This is a genomic window from Micromonospora sp. NPDC049171 (assembly GCF_040648275.1).
In the GTDB taxonomy this organism is placed as follows: Bacteria; Actinomycetota; Actinomycetes; order Mycobacteriales; family Micromonosporaceae; genus Micromonospora.
This window is the reverse complement of the sequence record NZ_JBEZDJ010000035.1, coordinates 35,393-50,816: the sequence shown is the minus strand read 5'-3', so window position 1 is coordinate 50,816 and position 15,424 is coordinate 35,393. Positions and strand designations below refer to the sequence as shown.

General features: G+C 71.6%; 15 protein-coding genes. 8 read left to right on the top strand and 7 right to left on the bottom strand.

Translation table 11 applies throughout. The annotated features are described in order from the left end of the window. Nucleotides 1-160 precede the first annotated feature (160 nt). The 3 genes from mqnE (at nt 161) to AB0B14_RS32570 (ending at nt 2,170) form a co-directional block, all read left to right on the top strand. A complete protein-coding gene (gene mqnE, locus AB0B14_RS32580) occupies nt 161-1,330 on the top strand; it encodes an aminofutalosine synthase MqnE (protein ID WP_124815231.1) in 1,170 nt (389 codons plus the stop codon). A 23-nt stretch (nt 1,331-1,353) separates the two neighbouring features. Next, nucleotides 1,354-1,809, top strand: coding sequence for a hypothetical protein (locus tag AB0B14_RS32575; protein ID WP_357068697.1), 456 nt, complete (start codon nt 1,354-1,356; stop codon nt 1,807-1,809). Between the two features lie 73 nt (nt 1,810-1,882). After that, nucleotides 1,883-2,170 carry a DUF4229 domain-containing protein gene (locus tag AB0B14_RS32570; protein WP_357525889.1) on the top strand — a complete coding sequence of 96 codons (288 nt, stop codon included), beginning with the start codon at nt 1,883-1,885 and terminating at the stop codon, nt 2,168-2,170. Nucleotides 2,171-2,272: 102 nt separating this feature from the next. Here AB0B14_RS32570 and AB0B14_RS32565 read toward each other — a convergent pair whose 3' ends face one another. Next, nucleotides 2,273-3,610, bottom strand: a complete 1,338-nt coding sequence (locus AB0B14_RS32565) for a C39 family peptidase (RefSeq protein ID WP_357068693.1) — start codon at nt 3,608-3,610, stop codon at nt 2,273-2,275. 212 nt (nt 3,611-3,822) lie between these two features. On the opposite strand from AB0B14_RS32565, the gene AB0B14_RS32560 reads away from it, so the two are divergent. The 4 genes from AB0B14_RS32560 to AB0B14_RS32545 all read left to right on the top strand — a co-directional run bounded on the left by AB0B14_RS32560 (nt 3,823) and on the right by AB0B14_RS32545 (nt 9,009). Next, the gene (locus AB0B14_RS32560; RefSeq protein ID WP_357525887.1) at nt 3,823-5,700 is read left to right on the top strand and encodes a M14 family metallopeptidase; all 1,878 of its coding nucleotides are present in this window, start codon (nt 3,823-3,825) and stop codon (nt 5,698-5,700) included. A gap of 354 nt (nt 5,701-6,054) precedes the next feature. Beyond that, complete coding sequence (locus AB0B14_RS32555; RefSeq protein WP_357068689.1) at nt 6,055-6,984, top strand: ABC transporter substrate-binding protein; 930 nt, start codon at nt 6,055-6,057, stop codon at nt 6,982-6,984. A 55-nt stretch (nt 6,985-7,039) separates the two neighbouring features. Continuing rightward, entirely contained in the window at nt 7,040-8,068 is a 1,029-nt protein-coding gene (locus AB0B14_RS32550) for an iron ABC transporter permease (protein WP_357068957.1), read from the top strand. Beyond that, a complete protein-coding gene (locus tag AB0B14_RS32545) occupies nt 8,065-9,009 on the top strand; it encodes an ABC transporter ATP-binding protein (protein WP_357525885.1) in 945 nt (314 codons plus the stop codon). The genes AB0B14_RS32550 and AB0B14_RS32545 overlap by 4 nt, the downstream gene beginning before the upstream one ends. Nucleotides 9,010-9,025: 16 nt before the next feature. On the opposite strand, the gene AB0B14_RS32540 is transcribed toward AB0B14_RS32545, so the two are convergent. The 5 genes from AB0B14_RS32540 to AB0B14_RS32520 all read right to left on the bottom strand — a co-directional run bounded on the left by AB0B14_RS32540 (nt 9,026) and on the right by AB0B14_RS32520 (nt 12,555). After that, entirely contained in the window at nt 9,026-9,790 is a 765-nt protein-coding gene (locus AB0B14_RS32540) for a VOC family protein (RefSeq protein WP_357068685.1), read from the bottom strand. 96 nt (nt 9,791-9,886) lie between these two features. Next, complete coding sequence (locus tag AB0B14_RS32535; RefSeq protein ID WP_357068683.1) at nt 9,887-10,624, bottom strand: ABC transporter permease; 738 nt, start codon at nt 10,622-10,624, stop codon at nt 9,887-9,889. 10 nt (nt 10,625-10,634) lie between these two features. Continuing rightward, nucleotides 10,635-11,612, bottom strand: a complete 978-nt coding sequence (locus AB0B14_RS32530) for an ABC transporter ATP-binding protein (RefSeq protein WP_357525883.1) — start codon at nt 11,610-11,612, stop codon at nt 10,635-10,637. Further along, on the bottom strand, nt 11,609-11,920 hold the full coding sequence (locus tag AB0B14_RS32525; RefSeq protein WP_357068679.1) for a transcriptional regulator: 312 nt from the start codon (nt 11,918-11,920) through the stop codon (nt 11,609-11,611). Before AB0B14_RS32525 ends, AB0B14_RS32530 begins: the two co-directional genes overlap by 4 nt. Then, entirely contained in the window at nt 11,917-12,555 is a 639-nt protein-coding gene (locus tag AB0B14_RS32520; RefSeq protein WP_357068677.1) for a transporter, read from the bottom strand. The genes AB0B14_RS32525 and AB0B14_RS32520 overlap by 4 nt, the downstream gene beginning before the upstream one ends. A 281-nt stretch (nt 12,556-12,836) precedes the next feature. Between AB0B14_RS32520 and AB0B14_RS32515 the strand changes: the two genes are divergently transcribed. Beyond that, on the top strand, nt 12,837-13,448 hold the full coding sequence (locus tag AB0B14_RS32515; protein ID WP_357068675.1) for a hypothetical protein: 612 nt from the start codon (nt 12,837-12,839) through the stop codon (nt 13,446-13,448). Here the strand turns inward: AB0B14_RS32515 and AB0B14_RS32510 are convergent. Continuing rightward, nucleotides 13,437-15,251, bottom strand: a complete 1,815-nt coding sequence (locus AB0B14_RS32510; protein ID WP_357525911.1) for an AAA family ATPase — start codon at nt 15,249-15,251, stop codon at nt 13,437-13,439. The two genes, AB0B14_RS32515 and AB0B14_RS32510, sit on opposite strands and share 12 nt — an antisense overlap. Between the last annotated feature and the right edge of the window lie 173 nt (nt 15,252-15,424).

Genomic DNA, 15,424 nt, shown 5'->3' with positions numbered 1-15,424 from the left:
CACCTTTGTTACTACCCCACCCTGGGACCGATGTCGATGCGTGGCCGGGTTACGGGAGGCTGAGAGTTCGGTGAAGTGGGTCGCTGTCGCCGACCGTGCCGCCGCGGTGCTCGGCCCTCCGACGTACGCTCGATCCGACCGCAGGTGGAAGGGACGTGCCATGGACGCCGGACTCAAGCGTGAGCTCGAAGCGAAGGTGTACGCCGGTGAGCGGCTGACCCGCGAGGACGGGGTCGCCCTCTACGAGAGCGACGACCTGACCTGGTTGGGGCGGCTCGCCCACCACAAGCGCACCGAGCTCAACGGCGACCGGGTGATGTTCAACGTCAACCGGCACCTCAACCTGACGAACGTCTGCTCGGCGTCCTGTGCGTACTGCTCGTTCCAGCGCAAGCCGGGCGAGAAGGACGCGTACACGATGCGCATCGACGAGGCGGTCCGCAAGGCCAAGGAGATGGAGGACGAGCAGCTCACCGAGTTGCACATCGTCAACGGCCTGCATCCCACGCTGCCCTGGCGCTACTACCCGAAGGTGCTGCGCGAGCTGAAGGCGGCGCTGCCCAACGTCAAGCTCAAGTGCTTCACGGCGACCGAGGTGCAGTGGTTCGAGAAGATCAGCGGCCTGAGCGCCGACGAGATCCTCGACGAGCTGATGGACGCCGGCCTGGAGTCGCTGACCGGTGGTGGCGCGGAGATCTTCGACTGGGAGGTCCGGCAGCACATCGTGGACCACGCCTGCCACTGGGAGGACTGGTCGCGCATCCACGCCCTGGCGCACAGCAAGGGCATGAAGACCCCGGCGACCATGCTGTACGGCCACATCGAGGAGCCCCGGCACCGGGTCGACCACGTGTTGCGGCTGCGTGAGTTGCAGGACGAGACCGGCGGCTTCGCGGTCTTCATCCCGCTGCGCTACCAGCACGACTTCGTGGACTCGGCGGACGGCAAGATCCGTAACCGGATCCAGGCGCGCACCACGATGGCCTCGCCGGCCGAGTCGCTGAAGACGTTCGCCGTGTCCCGGCTGCTCTTCGACAACGTGCCGCACCTGAAGAACTTCTGGGTGATGCACGGTCTCTCGGTGGCCCAGCTCTCGCTGAACTTCGGCGTGGACGACCTGGACGGCTCGGTCGTCGAATACAAGATCACGCACGACGCCGACTCGTACGGCACCCCGAACACCATGCACCGCGACGACCTGCTGCACCTGATCTGGGACGCCGGCTTCCAGCCGGTCGAGCGGGACACCCGTTACAACGTGGTCCGGGAGTACGACAAGGCCCCGTCGCTGGCCGAGCGCCGCGCCGAGCCGCAGCAGGTCTGGGCCTGAGCCGCCACGTACCCTCGCAGTCGATGACCGAGAAGACTGGTTCCCCGCAGCAGGGCGGGTCCGAGCAGCAGGGCGGGTTTCCCCGCCGGGACGCCGAGGGGCGCATCCGTACCCTGGGTGATCTGCTCGGGGTGTGTCTGGCCGGCCTGGTCATCGGTGCGTTGGCGTTGGTGTTGTTCGACTGGGGGTTCGCCTCGATCGGCGCCGGCGACTTCGGCCACACCAACGGCTGGCTGGCCGTGATCCTGCCGGCCTGGCTGTTCTGGGACGACTTCCGGGCCTGGGAGTTCGGCGCGGCCCGGGTGGTGTCGGCGGTGGTCGCCGCCGCCGTGGGAGTGATCGTCGGGCTGCTGGTCGCCGGTCTGGCCGCCGGCCTGCCGCCGCTGCTGTCCGGGACGTTGGCGGCGGTGGCGTTCACGGTGGTGTACGCGACTGTCTGGTTCCCGGGTGTGCGCTGGCTGACCCGCCGGACCGGCTGACCGCGACCGCCCGCTGGGCGGATCGACCTTCCCGCCGGCACCGGCGGGCGACGGAGAGAACGGAGTGGTGCAGGTGAGCGCCGCGCTGAAGTACACGCTGGCCCGGATCGGGCTGTTCGTCGCCGTGCTGGCGGCACTCTGGTTCGTCGACATGAACGTGTTCCTGAAGCTGATGTTGGCGCTGGCCTTCTCCGCGGCGCTCTCCTTCTTCCTGCTGCGGGGTTGGCGGGACGAGTTGGCGGGTGAGATGGCCACCGCCACCGAGCGCCGCCGCGCCGAAAAGGAACGCCTCCGCACGGCCCTGGCCGGCGAAGACCAAGACCCCCCCACCCCCACCCAAACCCCCGACTCCCAGCGTTGATCATGGAGTTATAGCCACGACACGCCGAGTGGTCGGGCTATAACTCCATGATCAACTGCGCCGGGCGGGGGCGGGGCCTGGGGGTGGGGGGGGTGGGGTGGGTTACCAGTTGGTGGAGTTGGGGGCCTTGGGCCAGGGCTTTGCGAGTGGCTTGATCAGGTACGCGATGCCGCCGGAGCCGCCGGAGACGCCGCCGCTGGCGTTGGTGCGCTTGGTCCGCAGCCAGATCTGCTCGAACTGCGCACGCTTGTAGACGTTGCGCACCACGTCGTTGCTGGACGAGGCGGGATCGTTGACGATCACGTCGCCGTCGGCGGTGAAGCCGACCACCACGAACAGGTGCCCGGAGGTGCCGTAGTTCGCCCCGTCCAGCTCGCTGGCGAGGAAGGACTGGCTGGTCACGACGGGGATGCCGGCGGCGATGAAACGCTCCAGTTCGTCCAGTGAGTGCAGGCGGGTCACCCGACCCTCCAGCCCGGGGAAGCTGGCCGCGTACGCGGTGTTGAACGGCCAGTTGCCGGCCCCGTCGTACGCGTAGTCGAAGGTCATCCGAGCCGCGTGGTTGACCGTCGGGTCGGGGTAGGTCGGGTCCACCCAGGAGGTGTCGGCCGGCGACGGCTTGCGCCCCCAGTACTCGACGACCATCTCGGTGGAGGTGGGCGAGCACCACGCCTCGCCGCCGCCGTCGTACTCGGGGTAGTGCCCGGCGTGCACGTTCTGCGAGTAGCGCGGCACCGGCAACTCGACGCCCCAGGCGATGTGCCCGGCGCTCGGCGGAACGGTGAAGCGGTCCGGCACGGTGGAGCTCATCGCGCCGAGCATCCGGACCACCGGCGCGGCGGTCTGCCCGGGTGCCCGGTAGAGGGTCAGCCGCAGTTGGTACGACCGCAGCAGCACCCCGGCGGCGGCGTCGTCGATGCTGAAGGTGTCGGTCCAGATCGTCGACCAGGGGTCGCCCTGTGGCTCGACGCTTGTCCGTTTGATGTCGGTGTCGCCGGACGCCCAGCGACCCATCACGTACCACGGGGTCTGGTCGCCGCTGGTGTAGCTGCCCTGCATCTCCACCTGGATCCAGGTGCCGGCGGGGGTCTCCGCGTTCCACGAGGCGATCAGTTCGGTGGCGTCGAACCCGATCCGGGTCACCGGCGAGGTCCAGGTGCCGTACTCCCAGGTGCGGGTGCTGCCGGTGTGGGGGTCGGTGTACTCGGTGGTGCCGGCGGGGCGGGCCAGGGTGAGGCCCGCTCGGGCGCCGGGCACCACGCGGGTGCCGGCCCGGCTGCCCCGGTGCCAGTCGGCGGGCCCGGACCAGTCCTGGAAGGTGATCTGCTCGTCGTGACCGGTGGCCGGCGGGCGGCCGGCCAGCGCGGGTGCTGTGGTGGCGAGCAGGGTGAGCGCGGTGATGCCGGCGAGGGCGCCCGCGCGCAAGCGGGATCTGGCCATGAGTGCTCCGTCGGTGTCGAGAGGGGCATCGTCGACTGTCAGCTTTCCGCCTGGAAGGAAGTTTCGCCAGATGTTCATGGATGGAAAATCATTGCCGCCGCGATGATCCGCCTGGGATGGCCAAGGTAACGATCAATATTGATATGACCATGTGACAGGTGGTGAAGTGTCCTTCACCGAGCGGGATCTCCCGCCCATCGAGGAGGTAGTCCATGGCCCTCCGCACGCCCACCCCTCTCCGCCGCGTCCTGGTGCTCGCCGTCGTCACCGGGCTGGGCATCGTCACCGTCGCCGCGGGCCCGGTCGCGGCCCGCCCGGCACCGGACCGCACCGCCGAGCCGGCCGCCGCCGGCTACCGGGTGCTCGGACCTCGTACCCTCGCCGACCGCAACGCGGTGGCCCGCACCGGAGCCGCCATCGACTACTCCGAGCACGGTGTCCTGCACATCTCGGCGACCGCTGGTGAGGCCGCCGCGATCGGCAAGCTCGGCTTCCGGCTCGAACCGCTCGCCCCGCCGCCCAACGCCGAGCGCGGCGCCGGCGAGATCGGCACGACGGCCTTCCCGCCCGCCGACTCCAACTACCACGACTACGCGGAACTGACCGCCGTCGTGAACCAGGTCGTCGCCGACCATCCGGCGATCGCCCGCAAGATCAGCATCGGTTCGTCGTACGAGGGCCGCGACCTGATGGCGGTGAAGATCTCCGACAACGTCGGCACCGACGAGAGTGAACCGGAGATCCTGTTCAACTCCCAGCAGCACGCCCGTGAGCACCTGACCGTCGAGATGGCGATCTACCTGCTCAACCTCTTCACCGACAACTACGGCGGCGACTCCCGGATCACCAACATCGTCAACAGCCGGGAGATCTGGATCGTGCCGACGGTCAACCCGGACGGCAGCGAGTACGACATCGCCACCGGGTCGTACCGGTCCTGGCGCAAGAACCGGCAGCCCAACAGCGGTTCGTCGAACGTCGGCACCGACCTGAACCGCAACTGGGGCTACAACTGGGGTTGCTGCGGCGGCTCGTCCGGCAGCACCTCGTCGGAGACCTACCGGGGGCCCTCGGCGTTCTCCGCACCCGAGACGCAGGCGCTGCGCAACTTCGTCAACGGCCGGGTGGTCGGCGGCGTGCAGCAGATCAAGGCCAACATCGACTTCCACACGTACTCGCAGCTGGTGCTCTGGCCGTACGGCTACACCACCGCGAACACCGCGACCGGGATGAGCGCGGACCAGTACAACACCTTCGCCACCATCGGTCAGCAGATGGCGGCCACCAACAGCTACACCCCGGAGCAGTCCAGCGACCTCTACATCACCGACGGGGACAGCCTCGACTGGATGTGGGCCACCCACAACATCTGGGCGTACACCTTCGAGATGTACCCCGGCTCGGCCGGCGGCGGCGGCTTCTACCCGCCCGACGAGGTCATCACCGCCCAGACCACCCGCAACCGCGAGGCGGTGCTGCTGCTCAGCGAGTACGCCGACTGCCCGTACCGGGCCATCGGCAAGCAGTCGCAGTACTGCGGCGGCGGTGGCGGCACCACGGTCTGGTCGGACACCTTCGAGACCGCCACCGGCTGGACGATCAACCCGTCCGGCACCGACACCGCCACCCTCGGCGCGTTCGAGCAGGGTGCCGCCCAGGCGACCACGTCCTCCGGCGCCAAGCAGCTCACCCCGTACGCCGGGTCCAACGACCTGGTCACCGGCCGGCTGGCCGGCTCGGCGGCCGGTGACTACGACGTCGACGGCGGCGTGACGAGCGCCAGGTCCCCGGCGGTGACCCTGCCGTCGTCCGGCACGCTGACGCTCTCGCTGGCCTGGTACATGGCGCACGGGTCGAACGCCTCGTCGGCGGACTACCTGAGGGTGAGCGTGGTGCACAACGGCGGCACCACCGCGCTGCTCACCCAGGCCGGCGCGGCCAGTAACCGCAACGGCAGTTGGGCGGTGGCCAACCTCAACCTCTCGCCGTACGCCGGCCAGTCGGTCCGCATCCTCGTCGAGGCGGCGGACGCCTCCGGAGCCAGTCTGGTGGAGGCGGCTGTGGACAACGTCACCATCACGTCCTCCTGATCGGGTGGGGCCCCGTCCCGCCCGACGGGGCCCCACCACCCGCTCCCGAGCCTCCAGATCCGGGACATATGCCTCCCCGCGGCGGCCAGACCCATCGGCCAGTGGCGATCCGCCCTTGATCGATCCGGCACGTCCCGGCGGTGCGCTACCGTCTTAGCGACCAGTCCGCAGCGAAGCCGGTGCGAAACCCGGCGCTGTCCCGCAACTGTGATGCCCCACCCGGTCGGTGGGGACGAGCCAGGTCGCCTACGGATCGGTCGCGATACGCGCTCTCGAGGAAGGGCGCCTCGTGGGCGGGCGTACGAAAGTCCCTGTCGGCGAAGCACCACACTCCTCGACCGACAGGAGGCCCCCATGTTCAGACGTACCCCTCGGCTCTTCGCCGCGACCCTCGCGGTCGCCGCGCTCGCCCTCGGCGCCTGCGCCGAGAAGGCCGACGACAAGCCCAGTGCCGGCACCGCGGCCGCCAGCTACCCGGTCACGGTCGGCGCGCTCACTCTCGACAAGCGCCCGGAGAAGATCGTCGCGCTGTCGCCCACCGCCACCGAGATGCTCTTCGCGATCGGTGCCGGCCCGCAGGTGACAGCCGTCGACGACCAGTCGAACTACCCGGCCGGCGCGCCCAAGACCGACCTCTCCGCCTTCCAGCCGAACGCCGAGGCGATCGCCGGTAAGAACCCGGACCTCGTGGTGCTCTCCGACGACCGCAACAAGATCGTCGACCAGCTCGCCAAGCTGAAGATCCCGGTCTACCTGACGCCGGCGGCGACCAAGCTCGACGACTCGTACCGGCAGATCACCGAGCTGGGCACGCTGACCGGGCACGCCGACCAGGCCGCCGACGTCGCCACCCGGATGAAGGACGACATCGCCAAGCTGGTCAAGGACCTGCCGCAGCGTGCCGAGAAGCTCACCTACTTCCACGAGCTGGGCCCGGAGCTGTACAGCGCGACGAGCAACACCTTCATCGGCTCGATCTACAGCCAGGTCGGTCTGACCAACATCGCCGACCCGGCCGACGCGGACGGCAAGAACGCCGGCTACCCGCAGCTGTCCCAGGAGTTCATCGTCAAGGCCGACCCGGACTTCGTCTTCCTGGCCGACTCCAAGTGCTGCCAGCAGAACGCCGACACGGTCAAGGCTCGCAGCGGCTGGGCCGGGCTCACCGCGGTCAAGAACAACCGGGTGATCGCACTGGACGACGACATCGCCTCCCGCTGGGGGCCGCGCGTCGTGGACCTGCTCCGGATCATCATCGACGCGGTCGCCAAGGTGCCCGCGTGACAGTCGTCCGTCGGTGACCGGGCCGCTGCCCGCGGCTCGGCCTGCCGGGCTGCGGATGCGTTGGCTGGTCACCGGGGTGTTCGCGGTGCTCGTCGCGCTCGTCGTCGGGGTGTCGCTCGGCCCGGTGAGCCTGCCCCCGGGCAGCGTCGCCGCCGAGCTGCTCAACCTGATCCCGGGGGTGCACCTCGACAGTGGGCTGACCGAGCGGGAGATCGCGATCGTCACCGAGCTGCGGCTGCCCCGGGTGGTGCTGGGCCTGGTCGTCGGCGGGCTGCTCGCCATGGCCGGCGGGTGCTACCAGGGCGTGTTCCGCAACCCGCTGGCCGACCCGTACCTGCTGGGTGTGGCCGCGGGCGCCGGCCTCGCGGTCACCGCGGCGATCGCCCTCGGCGGCGCCGGCCGGCAGGGTGCGATCTCCGGGCTGCCGATGACCATCCCGCTGGCCGCGTTCGCCGGGTCGCTGCTGGCCGTCACGATGACCTACGTGCTCGGCGCGGCCGGCGGGCGGGGCGGCTCACCCGCGATGCTGATCCTGGCCGGGGTGGCGGTCTCCGCGTTCCTCTCCGCCGGGCAGACGTACCTGCTGCAACGACACTCCGACAGCATCCAGCCGGTCTACTCGTGGCTGCTCGGTCGGCTTGCCACCGCCGGGTGGCACGACGTGTTGCTGGTGTTGCCGTACGCCGCGCTGACCACTGTGGTGGTGCTGCTGCACCGCCGTGAGCTGGACGTCCTCGCCGTCGGCGACGACGAGGCGAGGAGTCTGGGCCTGCACCCGCAGCGCACCCGGTACCTGCTGATCGCCGCCGCCTCCCTGGGCACCGCGGCGGCGGTCTCCGCGACCGGGCTGATCGGCTTCGTCGGCATCATCGTGCCGCACACCGTCCGGCTGCTCGCCGGATCGAGCTACCGGGTGATCCTGCCGATGTCGCTGCTGTTCGGTGGCGCGTTCCTGGCGCTGACCGACGTGGTGGCCCGCACCGCCGCCGCGCCCTCCGAGGTGCCGATCGGAGTGGTGACCGCGCTGCTGGGCGGCCCGTTCTTCGTGCTCGTGCTGCGAACCGCCCGGCGGGCGCTCACATGAGCCCCGACCCCACCGCTGGCCCGTCCGCCGCCGCCCGCTCGGTCGACGGCGCCCGCTCGGTCGACGGCGTTCGGTCGGTCGGCGGCGCCCGCTCGGTCGACGGCGCCCGCTCGGTCGACGGCGCCCGCTCGGTCGACGGCGTTCGGTCGGTCGGCGGCGACGTGCCGGCCGTCGAGGTGCGCGGGCTGCACGTGAGCCTGGACGGTACGCCGATCCTGACCGGCGTCGACCTCACCGTCGCCGTCGGCGAGTGGGTCACCGTGATCGGCCCGAACGGCGCCGGCAAGTCGACCCTGTTGCGCGCCGTCGGCGGCCTGCTGCCCGCGCCGGGGGCGATCACCCTGTTCGGTACGGCGAGCGCCGCGCTGCGCCGCCGGGACCGCGCCCGGGTGGTGGCCACTGTGGCGCAGTCCCCGGTGGTGCCGCCCGGCATGTCGGTGCTGGACTACGTGCTGCTCGGGCGCACCCCGTACATCCCGGCGCTGGGCCGGGAGTCGACAGCCGACGTCGACGCCGCGTACGACGTGCTGCGGCGGTTGCACCTCACCGGCTTCCAGCGCCGCGAACTAGCCACCCTCTCCGGGGGCGAACGGCAGCGGGTGTTCCTCGCCCGCGCGCTCGCCCAGGGCGCGACGCTGCTGCTGCTCGACGAGCCGACCAGCGCGCTCGACATCGGTCACCAGCAGGAGGTGCTCGAACTCGTCGACCAGTTGCGCCGCGAGCACGGCCTGACCGTCCTCGCCACGATGCACGACCTCTCCCTGGCCGGCGAGTACGCCGACCGGATGGTCATGCTCGCCGGCGGTCAGGTGGTGGCCGCCGGAACCCCACCCGAGGTGCTGACCGAGCACCTGCTCGCCACCCACTACCGGGCCAGCGTCCGGGTCGTCCCCGGCACCCACGGACCCCTGGTGGTCCCCGTCCGCCCCGCCCGCCCCTGAGCAGGCAGGCGCTGGGTCAGGGGCCCAGGTCGATGACGGAGAAGAGGGCGCCCTGTGGGTCGCGGAGTGCCGCGAAGCGGCCCGCCGGGATATCGCGGGGTGGGACCAGGATCGTTCCGCCCAGCTCGGCGGCGCGGGCCGCGGCGGCGTCCGCGTCGGTGACCGCGAAGTACACGGTCCAGTACGCCGGCAGGTCGGCCGGGAAGTCGTCGGCCAACGGCGGCATCATCCCGGCCACGATCTGCGTCCCGAGCCGCCACCCGGTGTACGTCATCGGGCCCACCGCCTGGTCGTCGGGCTGCCAGCCGAACACCAGCTCGTAGAAGACCTTCGCGCCCTCGGGGTCGGGGGTGACCAGCTCGTTCCAGCTCATCGCGCCCGGCACGTTGTACGCCTCGGCACCGGCCATCGCCAGCGGCTGCCACACGCTGAACGTGGCGCCCGCCGGGTCGGCGAAGACCGCCATCCAGCCTCGGTCGAAGACCTCGAACGGCGGCACGACCACCTGCCCACCGGCTCGTTCGACCCGGCCGGCGACCAGTTCGGCGTCGTCGGTGGCGACGTACGTGGACCAGATGGGCACCTGGTCCGGGATCGCTGGCGGCCCGGCCCCGGCCACCGGCCTGCCGTCGAGCAGGAAGACCGTGTAGCCGCCCGCCTCGGGCTCCGGTGTGATCCGGCCGGTCCACCCGAACAGCTCGGGGTAGAAGCGCCGCGCGTCGGTCAGGTCCGGGGTGGCCAGGTCGGCCCAGCAGGGTGTGCCCGGCGGGACGGTGCTCACGGTCGAAGACCCCTCTCGGCCCGGGCGGCCACGGCGACCCCCTGCCGGAATCCTGGCACCGTCCCGCCGCGGCGCGGGGCGGAAACGGACGAATCGTCAGCTGAACCGGCGACCCTCGTCCCGTCGGTACGCCCAGGCGGCGAGCGCGGCGAGCAGCACCACCCAGACGCCGAGCATGATCATTGCCAGCGGGTCGACGGTGTAGTCACCGACCGCCGACCACATCAGTTCGGCCGCGCCCCGGGTGGGCAGGAACGGCGCGATCGTCTCGATGAACCCGGGCGCGTCGCCCGGCGCGGAGAGCAGCCCGCCGCCGAAGGCGAGCGGGAGGAACACCACCTGGGCCACCACGATCGCGGCCTTGCTCGGCAGCGAGTAGCCGATGGCGAGCCCCAGCAGCGTGAACGGCACCGAGATGACGGCCACCGTGACGGCGGTCAGCAGGAACGCCGCCGGGGTGATCGTGGCCGCGGTCAACGTCGCGCCGATCACCACGACCGGGAGCAGCGAGAGGTAGGTGAGCGCCAGGCCGGCCAGCACCCGGCCCGCGAAGCGGGGTGCCGGCCCGGCCGGCAAGGTCCGGGTGTACGGGTTCCACGGCTGGTCGCGGTCCTCGGCGACGCCGACCCCGTACTGGAAGACGTTGGCGCTCATCACCGAGAAGGTGATCATCGACGCGGTGGCGAAGGTGGCGCCGACCGCGTCGTCGCGCGCGAACGGCACCACGAAGAAGATCATGGCGGCGGCCGGGAAGAAGGCGCTGCCGACGACGGCCACCGGGATCCGGATGATCTCCAGGAGTTGGTAGCGGGCGTGGACCAGGGCGAGCTGCACGGTGGCCTCCTCAGACAGTGGTGGGTTGGCCGGCGGCAGCGGCGGTGGTGGTGGTGGATTGGCCGCCAGTGGCGGCGGTGGTGGCGGGTTGGCCTGCGCTGGCGGGTTGGTCCCCGCCGGGCGCGCCCCCGCTGGTGATGGCGAGGAACGCCTCCTCCAGCGAGGTCGGCCGTACCTCCAGGTCGCTGAACGGGGTCCGGGCCGTGACCAACGCGCGGACCAGTTCGTCGGCATCGGTGGTGAGCAGGTGCAGCCGCCCGTCGATCCGTTCGCTGCGAACGACCCCGGGCAGGTCGGGCAGTTGGTCGGCGACCAGGCTGACCCGGCGTACGCCGACGATGCCGCGCACCGCGTCCACGGTGTCGTCGGCGAGCACCCGGCCCTGCCCGATGACGACCACCCGGTGGGCCAGCGCCTCCACCTCCTCCAGGTAGTGGCTGCTCAACAGCACGGTGCCGCCGTCGCTGTGGAACGCGCGGATCGCGTCCCACAGGGTGTGCCGGGCGGCCACGTCCAGGCCGGTGGTCGGTTCGTCGAGCAGCACCAGCCGGGGCCGGCCGACGAATGCCAGCGCCACCGCCAACCGGCGGCGCTGCCCACCGGAGAGCCCACCGGTCTGCCGTCGGGCGAGATCACCCAGACCGAACTGGTCGAGCAGTTCGCCACGGGGAACCGGGTCCGCGTAGTGCGCCGAGACGAAGTCGACGACCTCACCGACGCGCAGCGTGCCCGGCAGGCCGGTCTCCTGCGGGGTGACCCCGACCTGGCGACGGCTCGCCGGGTCGCGGGGGTCGCCGCCGTTCAGCTCGACCCGCCCCGAGGTGGGGCGGCGCAGACCCACCAGCAGGTTCATCAGGGTGCTCTTGCCGGCGCCGTTCGGCCCGAGGAGGCCGACCAGTTCACCGGCCCGGACTTCCAGGTCGACGCGGTCGAGGGCGAGGACGTCGCCGTACCGGCGGCTGGCCTGGTCGGCGCGAGCGAGGATCATGACTGCTCCTTCGACGGGGTGGGGTCGAGCAGGGCGCGAATTGTCTCGGTGTACTCCTCGAACGCCCGCCGCCCCCGCCGGCTGAGCCGGACCAGGGTTGCCGGGGTGCGTCCACGGTGGGTCTTGCTGATCTCCACGTAGCCGGCGTCCTCGAGTTTGCGCAGGTGCACGGAGAGGTTGCCGGCGGTCATGGCGAGCAGTTCCTGCAAGCGGGGGAACGCGATCCGGTCGCCGTCGCCGAGGGTGGAGAGGCTGGCGACCACCCGCAGTCGGGCCTGCGCGTGGATGACCGGGTCCAGTTCGGTCATGCCCGGTGCCGCTGCCGCCGTCGGGCGATCGCGCCTGCGACAAGCATTCCGCCACCGCCGGCCACCGCCACGATCAGCGCGTGCCAGCCCGGCCCGGCAAGGACACCGACCAGGTTGATCACGCTGACCCAGACGCCCAGCCGGAACAGGTCCCGGTCCAGCCAGATCGCTCCGCCGGCCATGTGCAGCGCGCCGGTCAGCCCGACGGCGGTCGCCGACCAGAGCAGCGCGGCCAGGTCGTGCGGCAGGTGCTCGGAGATCCGGCCGAGCGCCGCGTAGACGCTCACCGGCCCCAGACCCCAGGCCCAGAGGTACCAGTGTCCGCGCCGGGCGGAGTCGCCGGTCACCTGCCCGTAGGCGCGAGCGCTGGCCATCGCCTGGATCGCCGCCGCGACCAGGAGCAGGGCGAAGAGGGCGATCAGTGGCAGCCAGCTCGGCAGGTGGACAAGCGACCGCTCGCCGGGGGAGAACCGCAGGAAGAACAGCCCGAAGCCGACCAGCCAGGCGACTCCCCAGGGCCAGTAGAGCAGACGGGCATCGGGATCGAGTCCGCGTACCGTCGCGGACCGCTGCTCCTCGATCAGCCGGAGCGCCGCCGCGGCATCGGCGGGCGGCAGATCGTCGTCGTGGTTCACGCAAAGAACTTTACGACACAAAGTCGAGGCGTGGTGTCCCCCGACGTCGCGCACGGGGTCACCGGCGGCATTGGGGAGTGCCTATGGTGGGGGCCGTGGCGGCTGACCTGTCGCACCGGGCACAGGGGAGGGTCCGTGTCGAGCCCGAACAGCGAGCCGAAGGTCCGGACGGCGTTCGCCGCGGCGCCCCGAGGCCGGCGGGCGAGCTTTCACCGCTCCTTCGACGACGGGCACGCGCCCCGGCACGACCCGCACCGACCAGGCGGCCACGAGGGGCACCGATGACGCTCGACGGGCGTCACGCACGCCACGTGGAGGGGATCACCCGACTACTACCGGCCGGAGAGCGGGTGCGCGCGGTGGCCCGGGTCCGAGCCGGCGCAGGCCTGACCCCGGCGGCACCTCCGCAGCCGGCGGCGCCACCTGCGCCCGGTGGTCCGGGCATCCTGGGCATCCTGCTCAACGTGCTCTCACCCACCATCACCTTCGGCCGGGCCGACAACGCCGTCGACTGGCTCTTCTTCGGTGTCGGAGGTCGAGGCGCACCGGGTTCGCAGGCATCTCTGCTGCACCACGCCCTGACCGTGGCGACGACGGGGGCCGGCCTCCGGGACATCGTGCTCGGGGTCACCGACGGGCGGTTGCTGCTCGGCGCGACAGCACCGGTCGGGCTGCTGTCCAGCTCGGCTGCGGACGAACGAGCGCAGGCCGACGTCGAGCTGCTCGGGTCGGTGCCGCGCACGACCGTCGCCGCCCGGGTCGGCCGGTACCGGTTGAACTGGAAACGGCTGCGGATCGACTTCGCCGACGGTTCGTGGCTGTCGTTCCATGTGCCGCTGGCGGATTCCGCCCGCCCCCTGCGGGACGTCGCGACAGCCCTGTCAGCCGGCTGAGCCGTCGCCGGGCGTGCGGGCCGTGGCGGGTGCCAGCCCGGCTGAGCCACCGCCGAGCGGGGCGGGCAGCGGCTCGCGGTGCAGCACCGTCAGCCGGGACACCGCCCGGGTGAGCACCACGTACAGCCGGTGCAGCCCGCGCGGCTCGGCCGCGACGATCGCGGCCGGCTCGACCACCACCACATGGTCGTACTCCAGGCCCTTGACCAGCGTCGCGGGCACCACGGTGACCCGCTCCGCGGCGGCCACGTCGTCGGCGGTCGCGGTCTCGACACCGGCGGCGGCCAGCGCCGCGCGCAGCTCGTCGACCGCGTCGTCCGCGGCGATCACGCCGACCGAGCCGTCGTAGTCGAGCGCCGCGCGCACCTCGGCCACCGTCTCCGCGACCAGATCGGTCACGGTACGCACATCCAGCCCGCCGTCGTGGCGCAGCGACTCGGCCGGCGGTACGTCCACCGCGAGTGCCGGGAGCAGCAGGTTCGCGAACGCCACCACCGCCGCGGGCACCCGGAAACCAACAGTCAACGGGACCACCACGGCGTCCGGCTTACCCAGGTGGGCGAGGGACTCCCGCCAGTCCGTCGCCGCCCACGGCGAGGTGCCCTGCGCGAGGTCACCGAGGAGGGTGATCGAGCCGTGTTCGCTGCGCCGGGCAATGGCCCGACACTGCATGGGGGACAGGTCCTGTGCCTCGTCCACGACCACGTGCCCGAACCCGGACGGTCGTTCCAGCAGGCCGGCCGCCTCGTCGATCAACACCACGTCGGCGGCGGTCCACCGGGTCGCCTTGGCGGTGCGAGCCGGCTTCACCCAGCTGAGCAGCGCCTGCTCGGTGTCGCTGAGCAGCCCGTCCGCCGCTGCGGCGAGCCGGACCGGGTCGGCGAGCAGGCCGTAGACCAGCCCTTCCGGGGTGAGCGCCGGCCAGACCGCGTCCAGAAAATCGAGCACCGGACGGCAGCGGCCCATCCGACGTAACCAGGCATCGCTTGGCGACTCCGCCCGACGCGCCTCGGCCTGTCGTTGCAGCAGGCTCACCACCCGAGCCCGGACCCGTTCCCGGCCCGTGCCGTACGGCAGCCCCTCCCGGCGGGTCTCCTCGACGATCCGGTGCAACGGCTCCAGCCCGATCCGCCACCGGAACGACCCGTCCGACACGGTGATCGAGTCGGTAGGTGTGCCGATCTGTGCCTGCACCGCGCGCTGCAACACCCGCGCCATCCGTACGTCGTGCTTGAGCACCGCGGCCGCCGGTGCGTCGACCGCCCGAACCGGCACCCCGGAGATCAACTCCTCCACCGTGGCCTGCTCGACCTCCACCTCACCGAGCGCCGGCAACACCGCCGCGATGTACGACAGGAACGCCCGGTTCGGTCCGACGATCAACACACCCGCCCGGCGCAGCCGCTCCCGGTGCAGATAGAGCAGGTACGCGGCCCGATGCAGACCGACCGCCGTCTTCCCGGTGCCCGGCGCTCCCTGCACACAGATCGAGTCGGCAAGGTCGGCTCTGACCAACTCGTCCTGCTCCGGCTGAATCGTGGCGACGATGTCCCGCATCGGCCCGACGCGCGGTCGCTCGATCTCGGCGGTGAGGATCCGGCTCGTCGTGCCAAGCTCCTCGCCCCGATCGAGACGCTCATCCTCGAAACTGGTCAGCACCCCGTTGCTGAACCCGAACCGTCGCCGGACCGCCACTCCCTGCGGATCCCGTGCACTGGCCTGGTAGAACGACCGGGAGACGGGCGCCCGCCAGTCCAGCACCAACGGCTCGCCGCGCTCGTCGGCGACGTGCCGCCGCCCCACGTGATACCGCCGACCGTCATGGCCAAAGGTGCTCGCACCCGCGTCGGGATCCCCGCCGGACCTGCCCTCGCTGCCGCTGCCCTCGCTGCCGCTGCCCTCGCTGCCGCTGCCCTCGCTGCCGCTGCCCTCGCTGCCGCTGCCCTCGCTGCCGCTGCCCTCGCTGCCGCTGCCCT